Source organism: Bradyrhizobium xenonodulans (assembly GCF_027594865.1).
GTDB classification, from domain to species: domain Bacteria; phylum Pseudomonadota; class Alphaproteobacteria; order Rhizobiales; family Xanthobacteraceae; genus Bradyrhizobium; species Bradyrhizobium xenonodulans.
The window spans coordinates 5930794-5956142 of the sequence record NZ_CP089391.1; the positions used below are offsets into that span (position 1 = coordinate 5930794).

General features: G+C 66.2%; 22 protein-coding genes. 13 read left to right on the forward strand and 9 right to left on the reverse strand.

Annotated elements, in window-relative coordinates; translation table 11 throughout:
• Window positions 1-47: 47 nt before the first annotated feature.
• Window positions 48-2477, reverse strand: a complete 2430-nt coding sequence (locus I3J27_RS28205) for a bifunctional diguanylate cyclase/phosphodiesterase (RefSeq protein WP_270172908.1) — start codon at window positions 2475-2477, stop codon at window positions 48-50.
• Between the two features lie 286 nt (window positions 2478-2763).
• Between I3J27_RS28205 and I3J27_RS28210 the strand changes: the two genes are divergently transcribed.
• Window positions 2764-3930 (forward strand): ABC transporter substrate-binding protein, encoded by a 1167-nt coding sequence (locus tag I3J27_RS28210; protein WP_270162144.1) that lies wholly within the window; start codon window positions 2764-2766, stop codon window positions 3928-3930.
• Here the strand turns inward: I3J27_RS28210 and I3J27_RS28215 are convergent.
• The 3 genes from I3J27_RS28215 to I3J27_RS28225 are packed head-to-tail and all read right to left on the reverse strand — an operon-like array spanning window position 3927 to window position 7824.
• Window positions 3927-4904: an NAD(P)-dependent oxidoreductase gene (locus I3J27_RS28215; RefSeq protein WP_270162145.1), complete on the reverse strand. Its 978-nt coding sequence runs from the start codon at window positions 4902-4904 to the stop codon at window positions 3927-3929. The two genes, I3J27_RS28210 and I3J27_RS28215, sit on opposite strands and share 4 nt — an antisense overlap.
• 12 nt (window positions 4905-4916) lie before the next feature.
• Window positions 4917-6770, reverse strand: coding sequence for a TRAP transporter large permease (locus tag I3J27_RS28220; protein WP_270172909.1), 1854 nt, complete (start codon window positions 6768-6770; stop codon window positions 4917-4919).
• 22 nt (window positions 6771-6792) lie between these two features.
• On the reverse strand, window positions 6793-7824 hold the full coding sequence (locus tag I3J27_RS28225; RefSeq protein ID WP_270162146.1) for a TRAP transporter substrate-binding protein: 1032 nt from the start codon (window positions 7822-7824) through the stop codon (window positions 6793-6795).
• Between the two features lie 421 nt (window positions 7825-8245).
• On the opposite strand from I3J27_RS28225, the gene I3J27_RS28230 reads away from it, so the two are divergent.
• The gene (locus tag I3J27_RS28230) at window positions 8246-9736 is read left to right on the forward strand and encodes a caspase family protein (protein ID WP_270162147.1); all 1491 of its coding nucleotides are present in this window, start codon (window positions 8246-8248) and stop codon (window positions 9734-9736) included.
• A gap of 210 nt (window positions 9737-9946) precedes the next feature.
• Window positions 9947-11620: a SulP family inorganic anion transporter gene (locus tag I3J27_RS28235; protein ID WP_270162148.1), complete on the forward strand. Its 1674-nt coding sequence runs from the start codon at window positions 9947-9949 to the stop codon at window positions 11618-11620.
• Between the two features lie 179 nt (window positions 11621-11799).
• Here the strand turns inward: I3J27_RS28235 and I3J27_RS28240 are convergent, their stop codons facing one another.
• From I3J27_RS28240 to I3J27_RS28250, 3 genes are all read right to left on the reverse strand, one after another.
• Window positions 11800-12156: a hypothetical protein gene (locus I3J27_RS28240; protein WP_270162149.1), complete on the reverse strand. Its 357-nt coding sequence runs from the start codon at window positions 12154-12156 to the stop codon at window positions 11800-11802.
• A 99-nt stretch (window positions 12157-12255) separates the two neighbouring features.
• On the reverse strand, window positions 12256-13566 hold the full coding sequence (locus I3J27_RS28245) for a Spy/CpxP family protein refolding chaperone (RefSeq protein ID WP_270162150.1): 1311 nt from the start codon (window positions 13564-13566) through the stop codon (window positions 12256-12258).
• 100 nt (window positions 13567-13666) lie between these two features.
• Window positions 13667-15091 carry an FAD-binding oxidoreductase gene (locus I3J27_RS28250; RefSeq protein WP_270162151.1) on the reverse strand — a complete coding sequence of 475 codons (1425 nt, stop codon included), beginning with the start codon at window positions 15089-15091 and terminating at the stop codon, window positions 13667-13669.
• Window positions 15092-15175: 84 nt separating this feature from the next.
• Between I3J27_RS28250 and I3J27_RS28255 the strand changes: the two genes are divergently transcribed.
• On the forward strand, window positions 15176-15682 hold the full coding sequence (locus I3J27_RS28255; RefSeq protein WP_270162152.1) for a thioesterase family protein: 507 nt from the start codon (window positions 15176-15178) through the stop codon (window positions 15680-15682).
• Window positions 15683-15696: 14 nt separating this feature from the next.
• Here I3J27_RS28255 and I3J27_RS28260 read toward each other — a convergent pair whose 3' ends face one another.
• The gene (locus tag I3J27_RS28260) at window positions 15697-15867 is read right to left on the reverse strand and encodes a DUF1328 domain-containing protein (protein WP_014493008.1); all 171 of its coding nucleotides are present in this window, start codon (window positions 15865-15867) and stop codon (window positions 15697-15699) included.
• Window positions 15868-16116: 249 nt separating this feature from the next.
• Here I3J27_RS28260 and I3J27_RS28265 point away from each other — a divergent pair, with 249 nt between their 5' ends.
• The 9 genes from I3J27_RS28265 to I3J27_RS28305 all read left to right on the forward strand — a co-directional run bounded on the left by I3J27_RS28265 (window position 16117) and on the right by I3J27_RS28305 (window position 24489).
• Window positions 16117-18696 carry an ATP-dependent helicase gene (locus I3J27_RS28265; protein ID WP_270162153.1) on the forward strand — a complete coding sequence of 860 codons (2580 nt, stop codon included), beginning with the start codon at window positions 16117-16119 and terminating at the stop codon, window positions 18694-18696.
• Entirely contained in the window at window positions 18696-18986 is a 291-nt protein-coding gene (locus tag I3J27_RS28270; protein ID WP_270162154.1) for a type II toxin-antitoxin system HicB family antitoxin, read from the forward strand. The genes I3J27_RS28265 and I3J27_RS28270 overlap by 1 nt, the downstream gene beginning before the upstream one ends.
• A gap of 88 nt (window positions 18987-19074) precedes the next feature.
• Window positions 19075-19488 carry a hypothetical protein gene (locus tag I3J27_RS28275; RefSeq protein WP_306417029.1) on the forward strand — a complete coding sequence of 138 codons (414 nt, stop codon included), beginning with the start codon at window positions 19075-19077 and terminating at the stop codon, window positions 19486-19488.
• On the forward strand, window positions 19488-20159 hold the full coding sequence (locus tag I3J27_RS28280; RefSeq protein WP_270162156.1) for an OmpA family protein: 672 nt from the start codon (window positions 19488-19490) through the stop codon (window positions 20157-20159). Before I3J27_RS28275 ends, I3J27_RS28280 begins: the two co-directional genes overlap by 1 nt.
• Window positions 20160-20311: 152 nt before the next feature.
• A complete protein-coding gene (locus I3J27_RS28285; RefSeq protein ID WP_270162157.1) occupies window positions 20312-20848 on the forward strand; it encodes an Mpo1 family 2-hydroxy fatty acid dioxygenase in 537 nt (178 codons plus the stop codon).
• 29 nt (window positions 20849-20877) lie between these two features.
• Complete coding sequence (locus I3J27_RS28290; RefSeq protein ID WP_270162158.1) at window positions 20878-21909, forward strand: NAD-dependent epimerase/dehydratase family protein; 1032 nt, start codon at window positions 20878-20880, stop codon at window positions 21907-21909.
• Between the two features lie 27 nt (window positions 21910-21936).
• Window positions 21937-22563 carry a methyltransferase family protein gene (locus I3J27_RS28295; protein WP_270162159.1) on the forward strand — a complete coding sequence of 209 codons (627 nt, stop codon included), beginning with the start codon at window positions 21937-21939 and terminating at the stop codon, window positions 22561-22563.
• A 269-nt stretch (window positions 22564-22832) separates the two neighbouring features.
• Window positions 22833-23042: a hypothetical protein gene (locus I3J27_RS28300; RefSeq protein ID WP_270162160.1), complete on the forward strand. Its 210-nt coding sequence runs from the start codon at window positions 22833-22835 to the stop codon at window positions 23040-23042.
• Window positions 23043-23184: 142 nt separating this feature from the next.
• Window positions 23185-24489, forward strand: coding sequence for a PQQ-dependent sugar dehydrogenase (locus tag I3J27_RS28305; protein WP_270162161.1), 1305 nt, complete (start codon window positions 23185-23187; stop codon window positions 24487-24489).
• A 3-nt stretch (window positions 24490-24492) separates the two neighbouring features.
• On the opposite strand, the gene I3J27_RS28310 is transcribed toward I3J27_RS28305, so the two are convergent.
• Window positions 24493-25317, reverse strand: a complete 825-nt coding sequence (locus tag I3J27_RS28310) for an aspartate dehydrogenase (protein WP_270162162.1) — start codon at window positions 25315-25317, stop codon at window positions 24493-24495.
• Between the last annotated feature and the right edge of the window lie 32 nt (window positions 25318-25349).

A 25349-nucleotide genomic window follows, 5' to 3' on the forward strand; every position in this document is an offset into this window, starting at 1 on the left:
TGCCCGGGTCAAGCGATTTTCGCGTGACGTCCGTTGCGGCGAAGGGCTCAGGCCGCGTCGCGCTGCGAGGTGCGAGCGGACTCGTCGAATTCGATCCTGTCGACCGGCTGTGGGCGGCCGAACAGATAGCCTTGCGCAAAGTTGACACCGAGCGCCGTCAGCCGCTCGAACTCCTCGCGCGTTTCGACGCCTTCCGCGGTGACCGACATGTCGAGGCCGCGCGCCAGCGTCACGATCGAGGCGATGATCGCGGCGCTGCGCGGCTGATGCGTGAGGTTGCGGATGAAGGACTTGTCGATCTTGATCTTGTCGAACGGGAACACGGTGAGATAGCTCAGCGACGAATAGCCGGTGCCGAAATCGTCGAGCGCAAGCTCGATGCCGATGTGCTTCAGCCGCTCCATGAAGGCGAGGTTCTCGACGCCGCGCTCCAGCAGCACCGATTCCGTAATCTCGATCTCCAGCCGCTCGGGCGCCAGGCCTGAATCCGCCAGCGCCGCGCAGATCGTCTCGAACAGCTCGGCTTCCTTGAACTGGATCGGCGACAGGTTCACGGCAACGACGAGATCGGATGGCCAGTTGGCTGCGTCCGCACAGGCGCGCCGCAGCACGAATTCGCCGAGCGGCACGATCAGCCCGGTCTCCTCGGCAAGCCCGATGAACTGGTCCGGCGGGATCAGGCCGCGGCTCGGATGCCGCCAGCGCACCAGCGCCTCGAAGCCGCGACGACCACCGCCGGCGACGTCGACGAACGGCTGGTAGTGCACCTCCAGCTGGCACTGCGCGATGGCATCGCGCAGATCCCCTTCGAGGTTGTTGCGCGCCTCGAGCTCGGCCGACATCGCCTCGTCGTAGATGGTGAAGCAGTTGCGGCCGGCCGATTTCGAGCGGTAGAGCGCGAGGTCCGCCTTCTTCAGCAACTGCTCCTGGTCGCTGCCATGATCCGGCGCGATCGCGATGCCGATGCTGGTGCCGATCTCGACGCGATGGCCGGGCAGCAGGAACGGTTCGGCCACCAGTTTTGCGATCCGTGCCGCCAGCTCGGTCGCAGAGCTGCGCTGATCGTCGCAAGCTTCCTGAATGATCGCGAACTCGTCGCCGCCGAGCCGCGCCAGCACGTCGGTGTCGCGCAGTGCGGATCGCAGCCGCAGTGCCACCTGGCGCAGCAGCGCATCGCCGGCGCCGTGGCCGAGCGAGTCGTTGACGTTCTTGAAGCGGTCGAGATCGAGCATCAGGATCGAGAACGGCAGGCCGCTCACGCTCAACTGGCTGTTCATCAGGTCGAGCCGGGTGAGGAAGAAGGCACGGTTCGGCAAGCCCGTCAGGATGTCGGTCTGGGCGAGCTCCAGCACGCGCCGGTTCGCCAACGACAGCCGCCGCGAGTTGCGGCTTGCGAGCATGAGATAGGTTGCAAGCGACAGCGTCAGCAGCATGCCGACGACGATGACCGCGGCCGCGCGGTCATAAGAGGTCTCCAGCGATCCGCCGGCCGTCGGCACGGCGCGCACCTGCCAGTCGGTATCCCCGATCTTGAGGCTGCCCGACCAGTGCAGCGTCCGCGCGACGTCCCGCATCGACTGCGGCGAGGTGGCGGCCGACGCATAATCCGGCAAGGTTTCTGCCAAGCTGACAATCCGGCCCGTGAAGGGCGGGTAGACGTTCACGCTGACCGCGGGGCTTGCGCCCGTGGTGACGCGGATGGACTGGATCAGCAGCGGCAGGTCGAAGACGCCGACGACGAAGCCCGCCAGATTGCGCCGGCGGTCCACGACCGTGTCGCGCGACGTCCCCTTGGCATAGACGGGAATGGCAACGAGAGCGTCGGGCTGCCGGCCGCCCTCCTTCGGCTCGTACAGGCGCGTGCGAATGGCTGCGACCCGGTCGTTGTCGCGGGCGCGCTCGAGCACCGCGCGGCGCTCCGGAACGGTCGCGTAATCCATGCCGTAGACCGGCGAGGTCTTCGGCTGGGTCGAGTAGAACACCGGGAAATATTCGTCGCTTTGCGGCGCGGTCGCGAAAGCCTCGCCCTGCAGCGACTTGATGCGATAGCCCGACACGCCGTCCGTGATCGCGGCGGCCTCGTAGTCGGCGCGCTCCTTGCGGTTGACGCGTGGCAGCCAGGCGATGCGCAGCATGCCGGGATGACGCTCGAACAGCCGGGCGCTGAAGGTCTCGAACTCGCTGCGGGTGATTTCCTCGTTGGTCGATTCGAACAGCGTGCGCAGCGCGACGAGCCTGGAGATGTACTCGCTCATGCCGTTCTGCATGACGATGACTTCAGTCTCGGCCGCGTTCTCGAACTCGATCCTGTTGACGCGGTCTTCCCATCGCGCCACGGCGGCGGCGCCCACCAGCGAGAACAGCAGACCGACGCCGACCGCGACGAGCGCAGGGCGATAGAGGCCGAGCAGCGGCGCGGCACGCCACCATCCCGTCTTACGCCTCCGATCCTGATCGTTCTGATCCCGACCGCCCATCTTGATCCGCAAGTCCCCATCGCGCGACGGCCAGAACTTCTGGTTGAGCCGCCGATATCACTATCGGACAAGGACCGGGGTTAAGAACCGCACAATTTCGGAACCGGATCGTCCCGCATCACGCGGGTTAGTTAACGATTGCCCCCGCGAATTGCAGCAGTGTGGAGATAAGTTGCCGGTTTTCCCCGGTGTCTTACGGATCGTCGCCGCGGCGCAGGTTAGCGAGCTGTTCAGCCCGCAAGACCTATTGTTCCGGCAACGCCTCCCTCATCCGGCAAGCATCCTCATGACACGATCGCGATTCTCGGCCTGCGTCGCTCTGGCCGTCGCGCTACTCGCCACGGCCAATTTTGCAGCGAAAGGCGGCGAGACCGGGGTCAGCGACGATGCGATCCTGTTCGGCCAGGCCGCCGCGCTCGAGGGCCCCTCCTCCGCGCTCGGACAGCGGATGCGGCAAGGCATCGTCGCGGCGTTCACCGAGATCAACGCCAAGGGCGGCGTCCACGGCCGCAAGCTCCAGCTCGTCAGCCGCGACGACGGCTATGATCCCGATCGTTCGGTGGCGCAGACGCTGCGGCTGATCGAGGACGACAAGGTGTTCGCGCTGATCGGCGCGGTGGGTACGCCGACCGCCATGGCGACGATCCCGATCACCAGCGCCAGGAACATTCCCTTCATCGGCCCGTTCAGCGGCGCCGAATTCCTGCGTGACCTCGAACTTGCCAACGTCGTCAACATCCGCGCCAGCTACGGCGCGGAGGCCGAGGCATGGATCAAGCACCTCACCGAGGATCGCCACTTCACCCGCATCGGCATTTTCTACCAGGACGATTCCTTCGGCCGCGACGGTCTTGCCGGCGTGAAGCGCGCGCTCGCCAAGCGCGGCCTCGAGCTCGCCGCCGAAGGCACCTTCGAGCGCAACACCCGCGCGGTCGGCGCGGCCTGGCGCACGATCAAGCGCGCCGAGCCCGAAGCCGTCGTCATGGTCGGGACCTACGGTCCGTGCGCGGAATTCATCAAGCTCGCGCACCGCAGCGGCTCCTATCCGACGTTCGTCAACATCTCCTTCGTCGGCGCCAACGCGCTCGCCAGGGAGCTTGGCCCCGACGGCGAAGGCGTCATCGTCTCGCAGGTCGTGCCGTTCCCCTGGGATCACTCGCAAAGGCTCGTCGCCGACTACCAGGCGGCGCAGAAGGCATTCGACCCGGCGCTGACACCGGACTTCGTGTCGCTCGAAGGCTATCTCTCCGGCCGCCTCGCGGCCTCGGCGCTGGAAAAGGCCGGACTGAGCCCGACACGCGCGAGCCTGTTGCGCGCCATCAACGATGTCGGCCGCTTCGACATCAGCGGCAACGTCGTCACCGTCGGCATCCGCGCGATCGAGACGCCGCCGAAGGTGTTCCTGACGGTGATCCAGAAGGACGGGACGTTCAGGGCGGTGGATCGGCTTTAGGGCCGCCGCGTCCACCGCTCTGCGTTGACGGCGCCCGGCGGCACCTCGCCTTTGACAATGGCCTCGACCTGCCGCACGGTTTCCAGCGACTGGTATTCGATCGCCTGCGGCGTCAGCCCGCCGACATGCGGCGTCGCAATGACGTTGGGCAGCTTCGCCAGCTCCGGGCTCGGCATCTGGTCGGGTGCGCGGCCGACATCCATGGCCGCACCCGCAATGCGGTTCTCGAGTAACGCCTTGGCGAGCGCGGCCTCGTCTACGAGATTGCCGCGCGAGAGATTGATGAACACGGCATGCTTCTGCATGCGCGCCAGCGCCGCCTCGCCGATCAAATTCTCGGTCTGCTCGTTGGCGATCGCGAGGCAGACGACGTAGTCGGAGCCCGCGAGGAGCTCGTCGAGACTGACGCGCCGGATGGCGCTGTCGCTGACGGTGGCGAAGGGATCGGCCACCAGCACCTCCATGCGCATCACCTTTGCGATTTCGGCGAGGTAGCGCCCGATGCTGCCATAACCGATGATGCCGATCCGGCTGCCGGCAAGCTGGCGGCCCATCCGCGCCTCGACCTTGCGGCCGGCCTGGTAGTCAGCGGTCGCCCGCGACACGCCGCGGGAAAGATCGACCATGAAACCGAGCGCGAGCTCGGCCACGGCCTGCACGAAGCCGGGGCCGGCGCGGGTCACGAGCACGCCGGCTTGCGAGGCCGCCTCGACATCGACGTTGCGGATATCGACCGCGCAGCGGACGAAGGCCCGTAGGCGCGGCAGTTGCGCAAAAATCTCGCCGCGCCCTTCTGTCATGCGATCGGCGACGATGATGTCGGCATCAGCAGCCGCGCGGACGAGGCCGGCCGCATCGAGCGTCTCATCGCTCTCGTGCAGGATCACCTCGGCGGCCGCGCGCAGGCCGTTCAGGCTGCGGTCGCCATAATAATTGCGACGCATCTCCGGCGTATGGGCCAGCAGAACTTTCACGACAACACTCCGTCAGTAGCCGAATGCCCGCGGCAGCGCGGTCGAGAGCCATGGCACGAACGCGATGACGAGCAGGCAGAGGAACAGCAAGCCGAGATAGCCCATGATCGGCTTCACGGTCTGCTCGATCGGCACGTTGCCGATCAGGCAGGCGCCGTAGAGCCCGAGCCCGAGCGGCGGCGCGAACAGGCCGATGCCCATCGCGATGACCAGCACCACGCCGAAATGCAGGGGATCGACGCCGAGCTGCACCGCGACCGGCAGCAGCAGTGGACCGAAGATGATCAGCGCGGCGGCGCCTTCGAGCACCGAGCCCATCACGATCAGCACCGCGATCGCGAGCAGGATGAACAGCCAGGTGCCTGATGTCTTGGACAAGCCCAGCATGAAATCGCCGACCGCATGCGGTACCTGCTGCAAGGTCAGCGTGAACGCCAGCGACTGCGCCGCGGCGACGATGAACAGCACGAGCCCCGCGCGCGTCGCAGCCTGGACAAAACTGTGCGCGGCCGATTTGAAGCCGAGCTCGCGGAACACCACGCTGCCGACCACGAGCGCATAGGCCACGGCGAAGGCCGAGATTTCGGTCGCGGTGGCAAAGCCGCTCTTGAAGCCGAAGAAGATCATGAAGATCAGGCCGAACGAAGCGATCGCGCCGCTCCAGAGGCCCGACACAGGCATCTGCGGCTCGATCTCCTCGGCTTCGGCCGGGGTCTTGCCGAAGATGATGGAGACGACGATCAGGACCAGCGCCATCAGCGCCGCCGGCAACAGGCCGGCGACGAACAGGCCGCCGATCGACAGGTTCGCCACGAAGCCCAGGATGATCAGGTTGATGCACGGCGGAATGGTTTCCGCCATCACCGCGGAGGCCGCGAGCAGCGCCACCGCGCCGCCCGGATTCTGCTTCGAGCGGCGCGCCGCCGGGATCAGCACGGAGCCGACCGCGGCAACGTCGGCCATCTTCGAGCCCGAGATGCCCGAGAACAGCACCATCGAGGCGACCATCACGACGTTCAGGCCGCCGCGCATGCGCCCCACCGCGCGCTGCAGCAGCTCGATCAGGCGCACCGACATGCCGTTGGCTTCCATGAGGTAGCCGACCAGGATGAAGAAGGGGATCGCGAGCAGCACGAAATTGTCGATGCCGCGCGCCATCTGCTGGGCGAAGATTACGCCGGGCAGCGCGCCTTCGACCCAGATGAAAATGAGCGCAGCGAGCGCCAGTGCAAAACCGATCGGCAAGCCGCCGAACAGGGTTGCGAAGAACCCGATCAGCATCAGCGTGCCTGCCGACGGCACCGTGGACGGCGACAAATAATCCCAGGCCAGATACAGGCCGGTCACGATGGCAATCGCAATGACGCCCCTGACGATGACGGGCAGCGGCCTTGCGCAGAGATGGTCGACCGCAAACACCGTCATGAACAGCGCGCCGATCCCCATCGGGTAGAAGGTCAACTCCAGCGGCAGGCCGGATCCGGTGGTCTGCCCCGCCGTCAGCGAACCCAGCTTGACAGCATTGTACGCGACATAGCCGGAGATCAGCACGACCAGCAGCGCGCTCGCGGCATCGACCAGTGCCTGCAACCGCGACGGCAGCAGATCGCGGAAGAAGGACACGCCGACATTCTCGCCGCGCGCGAGCGCACTCGCCGCGCCGAAGAAGGCCGAGCCGACCATCAGGCCACGCGCGACGTCGTCGGACCATTCGACCGGCGCATTGAAGAAGAAGCGCAGCAGCACGGACGCGCACACCACCACGAGATCGGCAGCCAGCAGGACGGCCGCGATCGTGTCGCTGAGGCGAAGCAGCAACGCGATGCTCCCGTGGCGGCCGCCCGAGACGGGCACGGCGGCTGTCATCGCAAGCCCGGATTTGGTCATCTCAAGCTTGCGTCGCGCGGATGATGTCGATGACGGCCTTGGAGTCCGGCCGCGCCTTGATGAAGTTCTCGTGCTGCGGCGCCACGCGCTTCCTGAACGCCTCGCGGTCGCATTCAGCCACCGTCACGCCCTTCTCGGTCAAGGCCGCCAGCGCTTCCTTCTCGACCGCAAGCCCATGGGCGCGGGTGTCGACCGCGGCCTTCTTCGCGGCGTCGAGGAAGCCGTCGCGCAGCTTCGGGTCCATGCGGTTGTAGGTCATGTCGCTGAAGTAGATCGCGAGCGGCGAGAAATTGTGCTGCGTCAACGCATAGAATTTCGCGGTTTCGAAGAACTTGCTGGCCAGGATCGTCGGCGGATCGTGCTCGAGGCCATCCAGCACGCCGGCCTGCAACGCCGTGTAGATTTCGCCGAACGCCAGCGGCGTCGCGGCGGCGCCCATCAGCCGCAGGCATTCGGTGATGACGGGATTTGGCAGGGTGCGGATCTTGAGGCCGGCGAGATCCTCCGGCGTCTTCACCGGCTTCCTCGCCAGCACGCTGCGCGAGCCGAAATTATAGGCCCAGGCGATGATGCGGATGTTGCCGCCCTTGAGCAGCGCATCCTCGATCGGCTTGGCAGCGCCGGAATCGAACGCCTTGGTCTGCTGCGGAAAGCTCGAGAACAGGAAGCCGAGGTCGAAGGTGCCCACCAGCGGCACCAGATTGGCCGAGATCGACGAGCCCGACACCATGAGGTCGATGACGCCGAGCTTCACCGAATTGATGACGTCGATTTCCTGTCCGAGCTGGTTGTCGGGAAAGAAGGCGACCTCGACCTGCTCGCCGAGCCCGTTGCCCTTCAAATTCTTGACGAGGTTGTCGTAATAGACGCGGCCGTTGGCGTATTTGGGATCGTTCGGCAGCGAGGAGGAGCATTTCAGCTTCAGTGTCGCAGCTTCGGCGCGGCCGATGATGGCGGGGGAGAGCACGAGGCCGGCGCTGACCGCCGTCGATGACTTGATGAACGTGCGACGGCTCACGGGCACGATGGTCATGGTGCGGTCTCTCCCTGATTATTTTTTCTTCACCGCGGTCGTTGCCGCGGCCTGTTGCGCAGACTGTATGGCCAAAGCGACGGGGCAGGCAAGGGTAGCGGCCTGCCGCGACAGAACGGTGCCCGGCGACTATCGACAGCATGGGCGCGTGGTGAAGTGGCGGCCGTTTCCCGGGATTATCGATACGGACCCGCCTGCGGCTGGTCGTTGCGAGGCGGACATCGTCGCGCAGCACCGGCGATCGATCCAATCGGCGCATGGATCAATGCGCAATTCACATGGATGGCGCCAGAACGATGCTCCGGCAGACCCCCTGCCCCATTTTGCCGCGTTCGATGCGTGATCCAGCGCACAGACGGCGTCATCGCGAAGACGTAGAAAAGGTGACATCATCGCGCGCATTGCCGACGGAGGTGACATCATGCGCCGTCCAGCCTTTCACAATTTGTTCCTTGCCTCCGGTCTCCTTGCACTCACGCAATTGATGACGCCGACCGACGCCGCCGCCGAAGCCCGGCTCGCGCTGGTGATCGGTCAATCGGCCTATCGCACCGTGCCGGAGCTGCCCAATGCCGCCAACGATGCCAAGGGCATGACGGAACTGCTCGGCAATGCCGGCTTCACCGTCACCACGGCAGCCAACCTGGCGCAGAACGAGATGCGCGCAGCGATCTCGGATTTCGCCGGCAAGGTCAGCACCAGCGGCAGCGATACCGTCGCGCTGGTGTTCTATGCCGGCCACGGGCTGCAGATCGACGGCGAGAACTATCTGGTGCCGGTCGATCTCGATCCCAAGCGCGAGGCCGACATTCCGCTGCAGGGCGTGCGGCTGAACGATTTGCTCAACACGCTCGGCGCGCTGCCGACAAAGGCGCGCATCTTCATGCTGGATGCCTGCCGCAACAATCCGTTCCCGGCGCTCAGCGGCGCCGGCCACGGCCTCGCGATCGTCGACACCAAGGCCGGTGCGCCCGGCTCGTTCATCTCCTATTCGACCTCGCCCGGCGCGGAGGCCGAGGACGGCTCCGGCATCGACAGCCCCTACACCACGGCCGCGCTGACCGTGGCCAAGCAGCCCAATCTGCCGATCGAGGAAGTGTTCAAGCGCATCCGCGTCGCGGTGGCGCAATCGACCGACGGACGGCAGATCCCCTGGGAGAGCTCGTCGCTGACGACCGACTTCAAGTTCTTCGGCGACAGCAGCGGCAGTACGCCCGCTCTTCCGGGCGCCTCTGCCATGGCGCTGGCCAGCGGCACGCGCAGCGTCGCCGACTGGCGCAAGGACTTGCAGGGCAAGCCGGCCATGGTCGCCTATGAGCTGGTGATCACCGACGACACCGTGGAAGCCTATCAGGCCTATATCGAGCTGTACGCCCAGGACACGCGGACGCCACGTGTGCGCACGGTGCTCGAGCGCCGCCGCCAGATGCTGGCGTGGGAGCGCGCGACCGCGATCAACACCCGCGCCTCGTTCGAGGCTTATCTCAACAACTGGGACAACAGCGATCTCGCCACGACCGCGCGCCGGCTGCTGCTCCGCGTGCAGAACCGCAATTACGGCGTGCCCGTCGCAGCCGCGGCGACCCCCGCCCCCGTCGCGGTCGCGATGGCGCCGACCTGCCCGTGCTCGACGCCGCAGGCACCGGCAACGCCGGTCAATCCGAGCGTCGCTCCTGTCATCAAGAAGCGCGTCGACGACACGCCGCCGAAGCGCAAGGTGGTCGAAACGCCGCCGAAACGCCGGCCTGCGCCTCCGCCCGAGGAAGTGGTCTATGAGCGCGCGCCGCCCCCAGGCCCACCGCCCGGCGCCGTGATGCAAGGCATCGGCATCGGTGTCGGAATTGGTCTTGGCATGGGTGGCCATGGCGGTGGCGGCTACGGACGCGGCGACAACTATCGCAGCAGGTACTGAGTTCGTCGCTCCCGATACAAACGAATGTCCGCAGGTCTCCGGCCTGGGGACATTCGCGTTGATGGCGAAAGCAACGACTCTCGTGCCCCGGGCGCAGCGCCCCCGGCGATGCGAAGCGTCGTCCGGTGCGGGATGTTCGCCGTCTGTCGCCCGCGAAGCCGGAAATGCTGTAGTCTGATCGCACCAGGCTTTCCGGGGGATTCCACATCAATGCCGCACGACGCTCACGCCAGGCACGCATGGCCGCTCTTCCGCTCGCTGGCGCCCTACTCCCTGCCGGGCGATCTGATGGCGGGGCTGACGCTGGCGGCGATCGCCATCCCTGAGCAGATGGCTACGGCGCGGCTCGGCGGCTTTGCGCCGCAGATCGGCTTCTTCGCCTTCATGGCGGGATCGCTCGGCTTCGCGCTGCTCGGCGGCAACCGCTTCCTGTCATGCGGCGCCGATTCCACGATCACGCCGATCTTCGCCGGCGGGCTTGCCGCGCTCGCAGCAGCCGGCACGCCCGAATATCAGGGCCTTGCGATCGCGCTGGCGCTGATGGTGGGCGCGATGATGCTCGCCGGCGGCGCCTTCCGCCTCGGCGGCATCGCAAACCTTCTGTCGGTGCCGGTCATGGTCGGCTTCCTCGCCGGCATCTCCGTCCACATCATCGTCTCGCAGCTACCGGGCGTGCTCGGGCTTCCATCACCGGGCGGGCCGACGCTCGATCGCATCGGCGCGCTCGCAACTGAAATCGGCCGCACCAATCCCTTCACATTGTGCATCGGCTTCGGCGTGCTCGCCGTGGTCTTCATCTCCGAGAAGGTCAGCGCCAAAATTCCGGGCGCACTGATCGGGCTGGTCGCCGCGACGCTGGCGACGATCGCGCTCGGCCTCGAAAGCAGGGGCGTCAGCGTCGTCGGCACCGTGCCGGGCGCGCTGCCGCGGCCGACCTTTCCCGAGCTTGCGCCGGAGCTGTGGGTGCGCCTGGTGCCGCTGGCCTTCGTGATCACCGTCGTGGTGATGGTGCAGACGGCGGCAACGACGCGCTCGTTCCCGTCCGATCCTGACAGGCCCGCCGATGTCGACCGCGACTTCCTGGGCGCGGGTGCCGGCAGCGTGCTGTCCGGCCTGTTCGGCGCGTTTCCGGTCAATGCCAGTCCGCCGCGAACGGGCATCGTCGCCGAGACCGGCGGGCAGTCGCAGCTCGCGGGCCTTGCCGCTGCGGCAATCGTGCTGGCACTGCTCGCGTTCGGCACCGGCCTGTTGCAGCACGTACCGGACGCAGCCCTCGGCGGCATCCTGCTGTTCGTGGCGCTGCGCATCATCCGCGTCAAGCAGATCGTCACGATCTACCGGCAGTCCTTCAGCGAGTTTTTGCTGATCGTCGCGACCGCCGCGCTGATCATCGTGCTGCCGATCCAGCAGGGCGCGTTCCTCGGCATCGTGCTGTCGCTGCTGCACGGCATCTGGAGCACGACGCGCGCACGGCTCGTCGAGTTCGAGCGCGTGCCGGGCACCACGATCTGGTGGCCGGCGCATCCGCACATCAGCGGCGAGCGCATCGCCGGCGTGGCCGTGATCGGGCTGCAGGCGCCGCTGTCCTTTCTCAACGCGTCGGACTTCCGAAGCGACGTGGCGAAAGTCTTGGGCACATCGACGCCGCAACTGCTGGTGCTCGAGGCGAGCGGCATGGTCGAGATCGACTTCACCGCCGCGCAGATCTTGCTCGACATGTTCAAGGCATGCAGTGAGCAGGGCGTCACGGTGGCGCTGGCCCGCCTCGAATCGGTGCGCGCGCAGGCCGCATTCGAGCGCTTCAGATTGTTCGATGCCCTGCCCCGCGAGCACGTCTTCCACAGCGTCGACGAAGCCGTGCGCAAGCTGGCGAAAGTGGAATAGCTTTAGGTACTCCGGCGGAGCCGCGAACTCACTGTAACCTCTCCCGCTTGCGGGAGAGGTCGGCGCGTAGCGCCGGGTGAGGGCTTCCTCCTCTAGGGGGTTGTCCCGTTGCGGAGATACCCTCTCCCCAGCCCTCCCCCGCAGGCGAGGGAGGGAGCGCACCGTTCATGCCGCAACACTTATTGTGCCAAGGTCGGGTGATCCCGCTGCACGGTTTCGCGAATCCAGCCGGTGTGGATGGCGCGGAACAGGATCTGCGCGGTCTTGAGGTCGTTTGCCTTCATACAGAGATTCACGATGCGGTGGACCGCGTCGTCGCGCATCACGCCATCAGAGATCTTCATGGCGATTTCCATCGCGACCTTGGCCGCGCGCTCGTAACGCTGGCTTTCACGCTTGTCGCTCCGCGCCGAGCCGGCGGCGCTCGCGGCGGCGCAGATCGCGCGGATGCGTTCGGCGGCCTCGATGTCGCCGAGCGGCCCTTCGATCGCCTCGTCCCAGATGTCCCTCGGCGTTTGCCTCGCGAACCACTTCATCGTCCCGCCACCCGCGGTCTTGCAGACGCGCCCACCATATTGAACCGGATCGAGATCGGCGAGGCGGTTTTTTACGCCATGCCGTTTGGCTTGCGGCGCTCAGGACATGCGGCGCGGGCCGATCGCCTCGAACTGGGCCTTCTGCTCGTCGTTCAGCGTGGCGTAGAAATCGTCGAGCGCCGCCCGCACCGACTTGATGCCGGCCAGCATCATTTCGAGGCGCTTGCGGATTGCGGCCATGCGCGCCGGCGGCGTCATCAGGTCATTGGGCTCGCAGGCCGCCTTGAGCGATGCGCTGGCTTTGGCGCTGGTATCCTGGAGCACCTGGAGTGCCGCGCGCTGGGTGTCGCTCGGATGAATCCTCTCCTCGATCGCGGCGCCCGGCCAATCGAACGCGGCGGACGCGCTGCAATTCTGCACCGACGGACCGCCATTGCTCGATGCCGTCGCACGACGCTGATCGTCGGCCAGCGCATTGAAGCGCGCCTTCTGCTCGTCGGCGAGCGAACCATAGAACTTGTCGAGTGCAGGCTGAACCAGATCGACCGCCTTCTGCATCGCTTCGATCCGCTGCTGCATCGCCGCGAGCCGGCCGGGCGCCGTCGCGGCGGCCAGCGTCGGACAGGACGTGCGGATCAGCGCTGCCGCGTCAATCGAGGCGTTGGCCAGCGCATCAAGATCGGCGCCTTGCGCAACGCTTGGCTGCACCGCATCGGCGATCTGATCGATCGGCAGACCGACGATGGCACGGCGGTCGCTGCCGCAGAGCTGATCGAGCGGAGCGCTGCGCGCCCGCCGCCGTCCCTGCGGCTGTTGCGGCAGATAGGCTGACAACCGATCATAGCCATAGGGGCCGAATATGCCGGCATAGATGTCCGGATAGCCATAGCCCCAGAAGCCGAGCCCGTCGCCCCAGATCGTGTAGTCGTAAAGATCGTTGTAGGCGAACGGCCAGAACAGCGGTCCAACCCAGCCGTAGCCGCCACCCGCATGCTGCCACCATCCGCTGCTTGCCCCGCTCCAACCGGCGAGTGCGGCTGCGGTCGCGATTTGCGCACGCGCTGCGGGATTGCTGATCAGCCGGCCATTCCGGAATGCGCTGGAGTTCAAGGCATTGCGGAAGTTCGCCGGCCGTATTGCTGCATTCCGGATCTGACCGAAGTTCGGACCGCCACGTCGGGCGCCGGTCGCGAACCGCATCCCGCGATGATGTCCGCCGCCATGCGCGTGCCCGCCGCCGTGGCCGTGGAAATGGCCGCCGCCGTGATGACCGCCGCCATGCCCTCCTCCGTGGCCGCCTCCGTGGCCGCCTCCATGTCCGCCGCCATGTCCGCCGCCTTTGGCGACCGCAGCGCCTGCCAGCATGCAGGCAAATGCCACGGCGGCAATTGCAATGACCGGTCGCACCATCGCATCCTCCCGCGCAAAGTCCGGCCATTGAGGCATCGGAACCTGGCGGGAATTGGAACCGGCAAGACTGCCGAAAGTTCCCGGTCCCCGGGCTAGGGCCCTACGCTTCCGGCACAATCTTGCCGGGGTTGAAGATGTTTTGCGGATCGAGCGCCTTCTTCAGTGCCCGCATCGCGTCGAGCGCCTCGGTGCCGAGTTCCGCCTCGAGGTATTTCTGCTTGCCCTGGCCGATGCCGTGCTCGCCGGTGCAGGTGCCGTCCATCGCCTGCGCGCGCTCGACCAGGCGATGCATGAACTCCTCGCCGCGCGCCATCTCGGCCGCGTCGTTGGTGTCGCAGACCAGCGAGCAGTGGAAATTGCCGTCACCGACATGGCCGACGATCGGCGACAGCAGATTGAGCCGCTTGAGATCTTCCTCGGTCTCGCTGACGCAATCGGCAAGCCGCGAGATCGGCACGCAGACGTCGGTTGCAACCACGCCGATGCTGTCGCCGGGGCGCAGCGCCTTGACGGACCAGTAGGCATCGTGCCGCGCCTGCCACAGCTTGGTGCGATCTTCGGGCTTGGTGGTCCAGGAGAAATCGCCGCCGCCGCAGTCCTTTGCAATCTCGCCGAACGCCTTGGACTGCTCGGCGACCTCGATCTCGCTGCCGTGGAATTCCATCAGCAGCAGCGGCGTCTCCGGCAGCGTCAGCTTCGAATAGGCATTACAGGCCTTCACCTGCGCAGCGTTGAGCAGCTCGATGCGCGCCACGGGAATGCCGGTCTGGATCGCCAGGATCACCGCCTGACACGCCCCATGCACGGTCTCGAACGACACCGCGCCGGCCGCGATCGTCTCGGGGATACCGCGCAGGCGGATGGTCAATTCGGAGATGATGCCGAGCGTGCCTTCGGCGCCGATGAACAGATGCGTCAGGTCGTAGCCCGCGGATGATTTCTTGGCGCGCGTGCCTGTGGTGATGATCTCGCCGTCGCCGCGCACCACCTTCAGTGCCAGCACGCTGTCGCGCATGGTGCCGTAGCGCACCGCGTTGGTGCCGGAGGCGCGGGTCGAGGCCATGCCGCCGAGGGACGCGTCCGCGCCGGGATCGATCGGAAAGAACAGGCCCTGGTCGCGCAGATGCTCGTTGAGCGCCTTGCGGGTGACGCCGGGCTGGATCACGCAGTCGAGGTCCTCGGCATGAACCGCGAGCACCTTGTTCATGTCGCGCAGATCGATCGAGATGCCGCCGGCGGGCGCATTGACCTGGCCCTCCAGCGAAGTGCCGGTGCCGAAAGGAATGACGGGCACGCCGTTTTTGGCGCAGATCCGCACCACGTCCTGGATGTCGGCGGTCTCCTGCGCCATCACCACGCCATCCGGCGGCTGGTTGACGATCCACGTGGTGGTATGGCCGTGCTGCTCGCGGACGGCCTGCGAGGTGACGAGGCGGTTGCCGAAGCGCGCGGCAAGCTGCTCCAGCGCGCTCGCGAGGGCTTTCGGCTCCGGCCGCGGCGGATTATTGGTGATGGTCGTACCCACGGACAGTCCTCCCGACAGACGAAACCGTGGCAAAGGACATAAAACCGGTCAAGTCAAGCGACCGGATGCATAACAGGAAGAAACATGCCGGAGACTGCCGCCTCAGCGCCCAATGCAGAGCCCTTCCGCGCCTCGGTCATGCAGATCGAGCCGCAATGGATCGACTATAACGGCCACCTCAACATGGCCTATTACAACGTGATGTTCGACCGCGCGATCGACCAGCTCTGGCTCGAGCTCGGGATGGGGCCGGCCTACATGAAGGAGCGAGGCGGCTCGAGCTTCACCGCCGAATGCCATGTGCGGTACCTGCGCGAAATCCATCTCGGCGATCCCGTGCAGATCATCGTCTGGCTGCTGGAAGCCGACGACAAGCGGCTGCACACGTTCGAGGAGATGCGCCATGCCACCGAAGGCTGGCTCTCGGCCACGTCGGAGAACATGTCGCTCCACATGGACATGAATGCGCGGCGCGTTGCGCCGCTTCCGCCCGATATCCGTGAGCGCATCGCCGAGGTCACAAAAGCCCACAGCGCCGTCCCGCGGCCCGAGGGCATCGGCCGGAACGTGGCGATGCCCTCGAAGCGATAGCACGATCCGGCGCGCTAGATCCTTCGGCCGCGGGCAAGGCCGACCACGGCCGAGACCAGGAACAGAACGACCGCGATGAAGAAGATGATCTTGGCGATCTCGATCGAGGCGCCCGCGATGCCGCCGAAGCCCAGGATGCCGGCGATCAGTGCGATAACCAGAAACGTCACAACCCAGCCAAGCATGGTCAAACCCTCGTCTTGATGTTGTCAGCGTCGACGCGGCTGGCCGCGCCACCTGTCCAGACAATCTCGACGCGGGAACGATGGTTCCGGCCCGCGCAGGCGCGAAATTCGCGCCGGTGTCAGGAACAAATTGCCTTGCCGCGTACGTGGAAAACCTCCTCCTGCCGCCCCATATAGGCAGCAATATAGGCAGCAATCCCTGTTAAGAAGGCTCCCTTCCGCCACCCCGCGGTGCCAACGTGGGGCCAAATGATTCGCATGACCGAGCCGAGCAAAATCACTGACGTCCCCGACCACCAGCCCGCAGCCGGCGGCATCGCCGCGCGTGCGCGCGCCTCGGTGGGCCCGAAATATCTGTCCGGGCTCAATCCCGAGCAGCGCGAGGCCGTGGAGACGCTCGACGGCCCGGTCCTGGTGCTGGCCGGCGCCGGCACCGGCAAGACGCGCGTGCTGACCACGCGCATCGCCCACATCCTCAGCCAGGGCCGCGCCCGTCCCGCCGAGATCCTGTCGGTGACCTTCACCAACAAGGCCGCGCGCGAGATGAAGCATCGGCTCGGCCAGATGCTCGGCCATGCGGTCGAAGGCATGCCGTGGCTCGGCACCTTCCACTCCATCGGCGGCCGCATCCTGCGCACCCATGCCGAGCTGGCGCAGCTCAAGTCGAATTTTACCGTGCTCGACACCGACGACCAGGTGCGGCTCTTGAAGCAGCTCCTGCAAGCCGACAACATCGACGACAAGCGCTGGCCGGCGCGGATGCTGGCCGGCCTGATCGACGGCTGGAAGAACCGCGGCCTGACGCCGTCGCAGGTGCCGTCGGGCGAAGCCGCCGTCTTCGCCAACGGCAAGGGCGGCAAGCTCTATGCGAGCTACCAGGAGCGGCTGAAGATCCTGAACGCCGCCGATTTCGGCGATCTGCTGCTCGAGGACATCCGCATCTTCCGTGAGCATCCGGACATCCTGCGGCAGTACCAGCAGCGCTTCAAATTCATCCTGGTCGACGAATATCAGGACACCAACGTCGCGCAATATCTGTGGCTGCGGCTGCTGTCGCAGGCGCCGTCGAAGCCAACTGTGCCCGCAGTCATTCCGGAACGCATCGAAGAGGCGAGCTCCGACGTGCAATTGCACGTCGCAGAATCCGGCAGCGAGCCCGCAATGTCAGAGCGCGCGGCATTGGCGGCTGCTCCTGCAGGTCCCACCAAGAACATCTGCTGCGTCGGCGACGACGACCAGTCGATCTATGGCTGGCGCGGCGCCGAGGTCGACAACATCCTGCGCTTCGACCACGATTTCCCCGGCGCCAAGGTGATCCGCCTCGAGCGCAACTACCGCTCGACCGGCCATATCCTCGCCGCCGCCTCGCACCTGATCGCGCACAACGAAGGCCGGCTCGGCAAGACGCTGCGCACCGAGGACCACGACGGCGAGAAGGTCACGGTGACGGGCTCGTGGGATTCGGAAGAGGAAGCCCGCGGCATCGGCGAGGAGATCGAGCAGCTCCAGCGCCAGGGCGAGAAGCTCAACGAGGTCGCGATCCTGGTGCGCGCCTCCTACCAGATGCGCGAGTTCGAAGACCGTTTCGTCACGCTCGGCCTGCCCTATCGCGTGATCGGCGGCCCGCGCTTCTACGAGCGCGCCGAAATCCGCGACGCGCTGGCGTACTTGCGCGTCATCAACTCGCCGGCCGACGACCTCGCCTTCGAACGCATCGTCAACGTGCCCAAGCGGGGCTTGGGCGATGCCACCGTGCAGATGCTGCACGACCACGCCCGCAAGCGTCGCATCCCGCTGTTCGAGGCCGCGCGCGCGGTGGTGGAGACCGACGAGCTGAAGCCGAAGGCACGCGGCAGCTTGCGTGAGGTCGTCGCCCAGTTCGACCGCTGGCGCGCCCAGCGCGAGGTCACCGCGCATACCGATCTCGCCCAGATCGTGCTCGACGAGAGCGGCTACACCGAGATGTGGCAGAAGGACCGCTCGGCGGACGCCGCGGGCCGGCTGGAAAACCTCAAAGAGCTGGTGCGCTCGATGGAGGAATTCGAGAACCTGCAAGGATTCTTGGAGCACATCTCGCTGGTGATGGACCGCGACAGCGGCGCCGACGAGGATGCGGTGTCGCTGATGACGCTGCACTCGGCCAAGGGGCTCGAATTCGACAACGTGTTCCTGCCCGGCTGGGAGGAAGGCCTGTTCCCGAGCCAGCGCACGCTGGACGAACAGGGCCGCGCCGGCCTGGAGGAAGAGCGCCGGCTCGGCCATGTCGGCATCACCCGCGCCCGCCGCCGCGCCAAAATCTATTTCGCGACCAACCGCCGGATCCATGGCACCTGGTCGACCACGATTCCGTCGCGCTTCCTGGACGAATTGCCGGCCGCCAATGTCGAGATCACGGAATCCAAGGGCGGCTCGGCCTGGGGCGGCACCGGCGGCTACGGCGCCTCGCGCTTCGACGACATGGAGGCGTTCGGGTCGACCTATTCGACCCCGGGCTGGCAGCGCGCCCAGGCCAACCGCAATCGCGGCGGCGGGCGTACCGGCGGTGGAAGTGGCGGCTTCGAGGAACAGGCCTCGACCTTCTCGTCCTCCGCATCATCCGGACCCGATTTCGGCAGCTTCTCCTCGCGCCGCCGCGGCCCCCTGACCATCGAGGGGGAGCTGGTCGCCAAATCCACCGGCACGACCTCGGAATTCGCGCTCTCCGACCGCGTCTTCCACCAGAAATTCGGCTACGGCCGCGTCACCAGGATCGACGGCAACAAGCTCACCATCGCCTTCGACAAGGCCGGCGAGAAGAAGGTCGTGGACAGTTTTGTGCAGCGGGCGTGATGGCGCAGTACGTTGCCATCATCGAGGACGCGGACCCGGACGACGCCGTCAGCTTATGGTTTCCTGACCTGCCGGGCTGCATTTCCGGCGGCGACGACGTCGACGAGGCACTGGAGAGTGCGCCCGAGGCGCTCGCGTTCTATGCGCAGGAGCTGAGCGCGGACGGCCGCCAGCTTCCGCCGCCGCGGACACTGGACCAGCTCAAGGCCGACCCGGAATTTGCCGACGATCTTGGGAAACACACCGTCGTCCTGATCGAATGGCCGCCCCTCACCGAGGCCGAGGAGTGAGGACTGTTCGCCGCACTGGCCGGATGTTCGACGGTTCTCGCCCGAACAGCCCTTGACCACCGCGAACTTCCCCGTATCAGATGCGCCCATGGTCCGGGGCATCACACTGATCTTGCTGGCATTGGGGATGCCGTCGCTTAGCGCGGCGGAGACCATGAGCTTTGGCGATTCGATCGGGCTGCTGGCCAAGAGCTGCGGTGCGGAAATCGTCGCCAATTGCCGCGGCGTCAACCCGGACTCGACCCGCCTGAAGGAGTGTCTGTCGCGCAACCGCGACGTGCTATCCCCGCAATGCGCGAGCGACTATCTCGGCGCCTTCGACGCGATCCAGAAGCGCGTCGCCGCGCGCGTCACGGTGGCGAACGTCTGCCAGCGCGAGATCGTCAAGGTCTGCGGCGGCTCCACCAAGGAGACCAGCAAGTCGATCCCCTGCCTGGTCTCGACACCCAAGGGCATCAGCAACAACTGCCTGAAGGCCGTTGATGATGCGGGGTATCGCTGATGCGCGCGCCCGGAATGGCCATCACGCTCGGCCTTACACTTGGCCTGGTCCTGCTCGCGGGCACGGCACGCGCGCAGACGGCGGCACCGCCGACCCGCGACGACATCGTGGGCAAGCTCAACCATTTCGAGGAGGCCGCCGAGGTCGATCTTCCCGCGCTGAAGACGCAGGTGATGGAGCGCGCCAAGACCAGGATCAAGAACGATCCGGGTCCGGTGAACCGACCGCTGATCGCGCCTGATCTCGCCAAGCTGCCGACCTTCAACGCGCAGATCCAGTTCGATGCCGACACGCCGATCATCCAGCCGGCGTCCTACCAGACCGTCGGCCGCATCGCGGACGCGCTGGTTCATTCCTCGCTGCTGCCCTACACCTTCCTGATCGTCGGCCATGTCGAATCCAACACGAAGACGCGCGAGGCCAATGCGATCCTGAGCCAGCGCCGCGCCGACGCGATCCGCGACGTGCTGGTCAACACGTTCAAGATCTCGACCAAGCGACTGCACCCGATCGGCCTCGGCGAGGAGCAGCTTCTCGACCGGGCCAGGCCGACCTCGGCCGCCAACGGCCAGCTGCAAATCCAGACCTATGCCAAGCTGCCGGAGGAGGCGCCGGCGCATCCGGCTGCGGCGCCTGCGCCTGCGGCGAAAAAGCCCGCCAAGAAGCGCTGAGCGAACCGCGTCGGCGCGTCGCGGAACCCTTTGAAATCCTAACCCTTTGTGACCTGTCTCACAGCGCGGCTGCACTGTTCTGCGCGACACTCGCGCCGGTTTGTGCACCGCCCTGTCCGGTGCTATAGCCTGTTTTCGCCCTTCCCGCCCCCATGCTGCACGAGACCGACATGGCCAGTTATTTTCAACGCCAACTGGCCGACTACGTCGAATATCATCGCGATCCCTGGAACTGCGCGATGCACGTGGTCGGTATCCTCCTGCTCTTCACGGGCGCCGTGCTGCCGCTCACGCTCGTGCATTTTCCCGTTTTCGGGGTCGAGGTGAGCCTGGCGGTGATTTTGGCGCTGCCGGTGCTGGTCTACTGGCTGATGCTGGACACCGGGGTCGGGCTCGGCATCCTCGCCGCGATGATCGTGCTGCTATCGGTCGCAACCGCGATCGGCAATCAGGTCTCGATCGTCATGATGTGGTCGATTTTTGCGGTGTTGATCGCATCCGGCGTTGCATCGCAAATCGTCGGCCACAGGGTTTTCGAGGAGCGGCAGCCGTCGATGGTGGACCACCCCGCGCATTTCCTGCTTGGACCGATGTTTGTCATGGCAAAATTATTCATTGCATTGGGCTTCCGTCGCGACCTTGCCGCGATTCTGGCGCCTGTTCCGACCAATTCCCTTTCAACCCGATAGCTCTCGACGCGAAACAGCAAACCTTCTGCATGGCTCTCGTACTGGTTACCGGTGGCAGTGGCTTCATCGGACATCATCTCGTAGAAGCGCTCCGCGCCCGTGGGCAGCGGGTGCGTGTGCTCGATGTTCGTCCGCCGGCCGCGGCGAACGCGGAGGTTGAACACGTCGAGGGTTCGGTGCTCGACGGCGCCGCGGTCGATGCTGCGGTTGCGGGCGTCGATCAGGTCTATCACCTCGCCGGCCTGCCCGGCATGTGGGTCGCCAACAAGCAGGATTTTCACGAGGTCAATTGCCGCGGCACCGAGGTCGTGCTCGCAGCCGCGATGAAGCGCGGGGTCTCGCGCTTTTTGCACTGCTCGACGGAATCGATCCTGTTCCCCTATTCCAATCTGAATGGCGTGGCCGCCGAGGAGGCGCTGCAGCCGGCCGACGCGATGCCCGGCGCCTATACGCGGTCGAAGTCGCTCGCCGAGCATCACGCCGCCAAGGCCGCGGCCGCCGGCTTCCCGCTCGTGATCGGCACGCCGACCATGCCGATCGGTGCCGCCGACCACAATCTGACGCCGCCGACCGCGATGCTCTGGTACTTCCTCCAAAAGAAGGTGCAGCCGCATCTCAACTTCCTGGTCAATCTCGTCGACGTCCGCGACGTCGCGCTGGGCCTCGTGCTGACCATGGAGCGCGGCCGCCTCGGCCAGCGCTACATTCTCGGCGGCGACTGCGTTCCGCTCGGCAACATCCTCCGGATGATGTCGGCGATGAGCGGCCGCCGGCAGTTTCCGGTGGTCGTGCCCGGCAGGATCGCCGAGTTCTCCGCGATCATGCTCGAATCCATCTCCGATCACATCACGCGCCGGCCGCCCAACGGCACCGCCGAGGGCGTGCGCATCGCGCTGGCAGCGAGCGACCTCTCGATCGGCAAGGCCCGCACCGAGCTCGGCTACTCGCCGCGCCCGATCGAACCCGTGCTGCGCGAAACCATCACCCATCTGCTCGCCCGCAATGGCCAGCGGCCCTCCGGCGCCATCGAGCATCACGCGCTGTCCTCGCGCGCGAGCTGAGCTTCCCGCCCAACGCAAAGAACCTTCATGTCCTTCGATTTCAGCAAGCTTCTCTCTGTCGCCTGGGGTGGCTGGACCACCACCTGGCCGACGCAACTGCTCGCCCTGATCTGGCTCGCCTGGCTCGCCAGCTGGGTCGGCGCTTCGTTCTGGCAGGGCCGCACCCAGAAGCAGGTGATGACGCTGGAGTCCGGCCGCTACCGCATCCCGATCCTGGTCGGCGGCATCCTGTTCACGCCGTGGACCGCCGAAGTGCTCGGCGAGAAGCCGCTCTGGGTGTTCAGTAACCTGGCCGTCTACATCGTGGCGCTGATCGTGCTCGCCGGCATCTCCTTTACCTGGTGGGGCCGGCTGCATCTTGGCCAGTTCTGGTCGAACACCATCACCCACAAGGAAGATCACCGCGTCATCGACACCGGCCCCTACGGCATCGTGCGCCATCCGATCTACACCGGCCTGATCCTCGGCATGCTGGTGACCGGCATCGCAGTCGGCACGGTGACCGCAATGCTCGGCGCGATCCTGATCTCGCTCGGCATGTGGCAGAAGGGCCGGATGGAAGAAGTGTTCCTCTCCAAGGAGCTCGGCGAAGACGCCTACGGCGCCTACTGCCGCCGCGTGCCGATGATCATTCCGTTCCTGTCGCCGCGGTGAAGTTCAAGCTGCGCGTACTCCTGGCAAAACCCTGATGCCAAACCCGTCATCCTGAGGTCCGAGGTTCGCGATGCGCATGCATCGCGATCCGAGCCTCGAAGGATGCATGGCCGAAATGCAGCCGGGCCGCACATCCTTCGAGGCCTCCGCTACGCTCCGGCGCCTCAGGATGACGGGGATAGATCGGCGCGCCCGGAACCTTCCAAGGAACCACCCCTCCCCATACCCGTTACCCCTCGACACCTGCACCAACCGCAGAGCATCGAGCGATGTCGGACGCCTACGATTATTTTCGCGCGCATGCGATCGCCGCGCTCCGCAAGGCGCGGGCGCTGCCGCCCGGGCGGCCGAAGCAAAAACAACGCACGGTGGCGCGGGTCTATCATCTCCTGTCCAGGGAGGCCGCGCTCGCGCCGAATGTCCATCATCTGGATGATTTTCGCGCGGCACGGCGGCTGGAGCGGCAAATCGGCCGCTGATCCCCGGGCACAGGCCGTCGGCGTTCGTCCCATGCAAATTCGATCGGCTGCCATTCCACGGGAATAGGCCCCGGCGGCGTACCGCACAGGTTGACGTCCGCCCCATCAGCCAGTTGGATGCGCCCGCAAACAGGGGCTTCTCATGACTTTCTCGAGCATCTTCGCGCAGTTCGTTGCGCTCCTCGGCGGCATCGCGCTGCAATGGCGGAAGCTGTCGGGTACCGAGGCCGCACCGGCCTGGGGCCAGACCCCCGCCATTCCCGAAGCGAAACCGCAAGGTGCGATCCCGACGCTGAAGATGCCGACCGCGCGCGGCTGGAGCGAGGGGCAGAAGCCGACCGTCGCGCCCGGGCTCAAGGTCAACGCCTTCGCGACCGGCCTCGACCATCCGCGCTGGATCGAGGTGCTGCCCAATGGCGACGTGCTGATCGCGGAAGCGACGCAGATCGCGGGCGCGCCGAGGTCGGTGTTTCACTATGCGATGCAGGCGACGATGCGGCGCGCCGCGGCCCTCGGCGTGTCCGCCAACCGCATCACGCTGCTGCGCGACAAGGACGGTGACGGCGTCGCCGAGCATCGCGGCGCCTTCATGGAAAACCTCAACCAGCCCTTCGGCATGGCGCTGGTCGGCGACACCTTCTATGTCGGCAACACCGACGGCGTGATGGCCTTTCCTTACGTCGCCAATGCCGACAGCATCACCGCGCCGGGCAAGCGCCTCACGACGTTCAAGCCGAGCGGCCACTGGACCCGCAGCCTGCTCGCAAGCCCCGACGGCAAGAAGCTCTATGCCGGTGTCGGCTCGCTCAGCAACATCGCCGAGATGGGCATGGAGGTCGAGGAAGGCCGCGCCGCGGTCTATGAGCTCGATCTTGCCGCCGGCACGCATCGCATCTTCGGCGCAGGCCTGCGCAATCCCGTGGGTCTTGCCTGGGAGCCCAATACGAACGTGCTCTGGACCGTCGTCAACGAGCGCGACGGCCTCGGCGACGAGACCCCGCCGGATTATCTCACCTCGGTGCGTGACGGCGGCTTCTACGGCTGGCCCTATTGCTACTGGGGCAAGACGGTCGACGACCGCGTGCCGCAGGACCCGGCGATGGTCGCGAAAGCGCTTCAACCCGACTACGCGCTCGGTGGCCACACCGCTTCGCTCGGCCTGTGCTGGATGCCCGCAGGCACCTTGCCCGGCTTCGGAGACGGCATGGTGATCGGCCAGCACGGCTCGTGGAATCGCAGCAAGCTGTCCGGCTACAAGCTGGTGTTCATCCCGTTCGAGAACGGCAAGCCGTCCGGCCCGGGTCGCGACATCCTGTCGGGCTTCCTGTCCCCGGACGAGAAGGAATCCTACGGCCGCCCGGTCGGCGTCGTGATCGGCCCCGACAAGAAGTCGCTGCTGATGGCCGACGACGTCGGCAACGTGATCTGGCGCGTCACGGGAGCGTAAGAATCACGTCCCCACACACAGCGTGGCGCGCTGCTTGCGCAGCAGCGCGATTACCGACAATGCCGTGATCAGCCCGGTCTTGGGATTCTCGGACGGGATGTTCTCGATGCCCATCGAGAACCGCGCCGAATCCGCCTCGACCTCGATACGGTGAACGTTGCGCGTCACGGTGGGATCGGCCCAGACGTGGATCTGGGTGCGATCGGGCCCGATGCCCGCGAGCGACAGCGCAACGGCGACGTTGACGTTCGCCGGAAAGCCTTTTGCGGCTTCGCGCGCGCTGCCCTCGAACAGTTTGAGCGGCTCGCGCAGATTGTCGATGTCGATGTTGTTCTCGACGATGAACGGTGCGCCCTTCAAGCCGTCGATCGGCTTGCGCGTCACCATCTTCACCGAATGAATGGTGCCGACCGCCGCGGCGTTGACGGCATCGAGCCCGATCAGCGCGCCGGTCGGCACGAGAATGCGGCCGCCCTTGGCGCGGGCGAGATCGACGAGATCAAAATTGTCGAGCAGCCCCCCGACGCTGACGACGACGGCGGACCTGCCGCGCCTCACCGCGGGCTCGACGATCGCGCGCAACTGGCTGCTCGGCGCGCATTCGACCACGATGTCGGCGGCCTCGCCGAGTTGGTCGATCGGCAGGACTTTCGGCGTACGATGCAGGCCGTTGAGGAACGCCTGATGCTTGGCGGGATCACGCACAGCAACGGCAGAAAGCGCCAGCCCCTCGATGCCCTGATCGAGCGCGGTTGCGATCTTGGTGCCGATCGAGCCAAGGCCAGCAATGGCAACGCGCAACTCGTTCGAAGCTTTTTGATCCGTCATCGCATCTCACCTTCTCACCAGGCCAATGTCAT

What these genes read in the sequence shown, in the direction of transcription:
- I3J27_RS28280 (WP_270162156.1), top strand. Translation starts at nt 19,488, where the DNA reads ATGCGCGCGCCCGGAATGGCCATCACGCTCGGCCTTACACTTGGCCTG.
- I3J27_RS28235 (WP_270162148.1), top strand. Translation starts at nt 9,947, where the DNA reads ATGCCGCACGACGCTCACGCCAGGCACGCATGGCCGCTCTTCCGCTCG.
- I3J27_RS28285 (WP_270162157.1), top strand. Translation starts at nt 20,312, where the DNA reads ATGCTGCACGAGACCGACATGGCCAGTTATTTTCAACGCCAACTGGCC.
- I3J27_RS28220 (WP_270172909.1), bottom strand. Translation starts at nt 6,770, where the DNA reads ATGACAGCCGCCGTGCCCGTCTCGGGCGGCCGCCACGGGAGCATCGCG.
- I3J27_RS28300 (WP_270162160.1), top strand. Translation starts at nt 22,833, where the DNA reads ATGTCGGACGCCTACGATTATTTTCGCGCGCATGCGATCGCCGCGCTC.
- I3J27_RS28260 (WP_014493008.1), bottom strand. Translation starts at nt 15,867, where the DNA reads ATGCTTGGCTGGGTTGTGACGTTTCTGGTTATCGCACTGATCGCCGGC.
- I3J27_RS28305 (WP_270162161.1), top strand. Translation starts at nt 23,185, where the DNA reads ATGACTTTCTCGAGCATCTTCGCGCAGTTCGTTGCGCTCCTCGGCGGC.
- I3J27_RS28255 (WP_270162152.1), top strand. Translation starts at nt 15,176, where the DNA reads ATGCCGGAGACTGCCGCCTCAGCGCCCAATGCAGAGCCCTTCCGCGCC.
- I3J27_RS28240 (WP_270162149.1), bottom strand. Translation starts at nt 12,156, where the DNA reads ATGAAGTGGTTCGCGAGGCAAACGCCGAGGGACATCTGGGACGAGGCG.
- I3J27_RS28225 (WP_270162146.1), bottom strand. Translation starts at nt 7,824, where the DNA reads ATGACCATCGTGCCCGTGAGCCGTCGCACGTTCATCAAGTCATCGACG.
- I3J27_RS28230 (WP_270162147.1), top strand. Translation starts at nt 8,246, where the DNA reads ATGCGCCGTCCAGCCTTTCACAATTTGTTCCTTGCCTCCGGTCTCCTT.
- I3J27_RS28295 (WP_270162159.1), top strand. Translation starts at nt 21,937, where the DNA reads ATGTCCTTCGATTTCAGCAAGCTTCTCTCTGTCGCCTGGGGTGGCTGG.
- I3J27_RS28310 (WP_270162162.1), bottom strand. Translation starts at nt 25,317, where the DNA reads ATGACGGATCAAAAAGCTTCGAACGAGTTGCGCGTTGCCATTGCTGGC.
- I3J27_RS28275 (WP_306417029.1), top strand. Translation starts at nt 19,075, where the DNA reads ATGGTCCGGGGCATCACACTGATCTTGCTGGCATTGGGGATGCCGTCG.
- I3J27_RS28265 (WP_270162153.1), top strand. Translation starts at nt 16,117, where the DNA reads ATGATTCGCATGACCGAGCCGAGCAAAATCACTGACGTCCCCGACCAC.
- I3J27_RS28270 (WP_270162154.1), top strand. Translation starts at nt 18,696, where the DNA reads ATGGCGCAGTACGTTGCCATCATCGAGGACGCGGACCCGGACGACGCC.
- I3J27_RS28245 (WP_270162150.1), bottom strand. Translation starts at nt 13,566, where the DNA reads ATGGTGCGACCGGTCATTGCAATTGCCGCCGTGGCATTTGCCTGCATG.
- I3J27_RS28205 (WP_270172908.1), bottom strand. Translation starts at nt 2,477, where the DNA reads ATGGGCGGTCGGGATCAGAACGATCAGGATCGGAGGCGTAAGACGGGA.
- I3J27_RS28290 (WP_270162158.1), top strand. Translation starts at nt 20,878, where the DNA reads ATGGCTCTCGTACTGGTTACCGGTGGCAGTGGCTTCATCGGACATCAT.
- I3J27_RS28210 (WP_270162144.1), top strand. Translation starts at nt 2,764, where the DNA reads ATGACACGATCGCGATTCTCGGCCTGCGTCGCTCTGGCCGTCGCGCTA.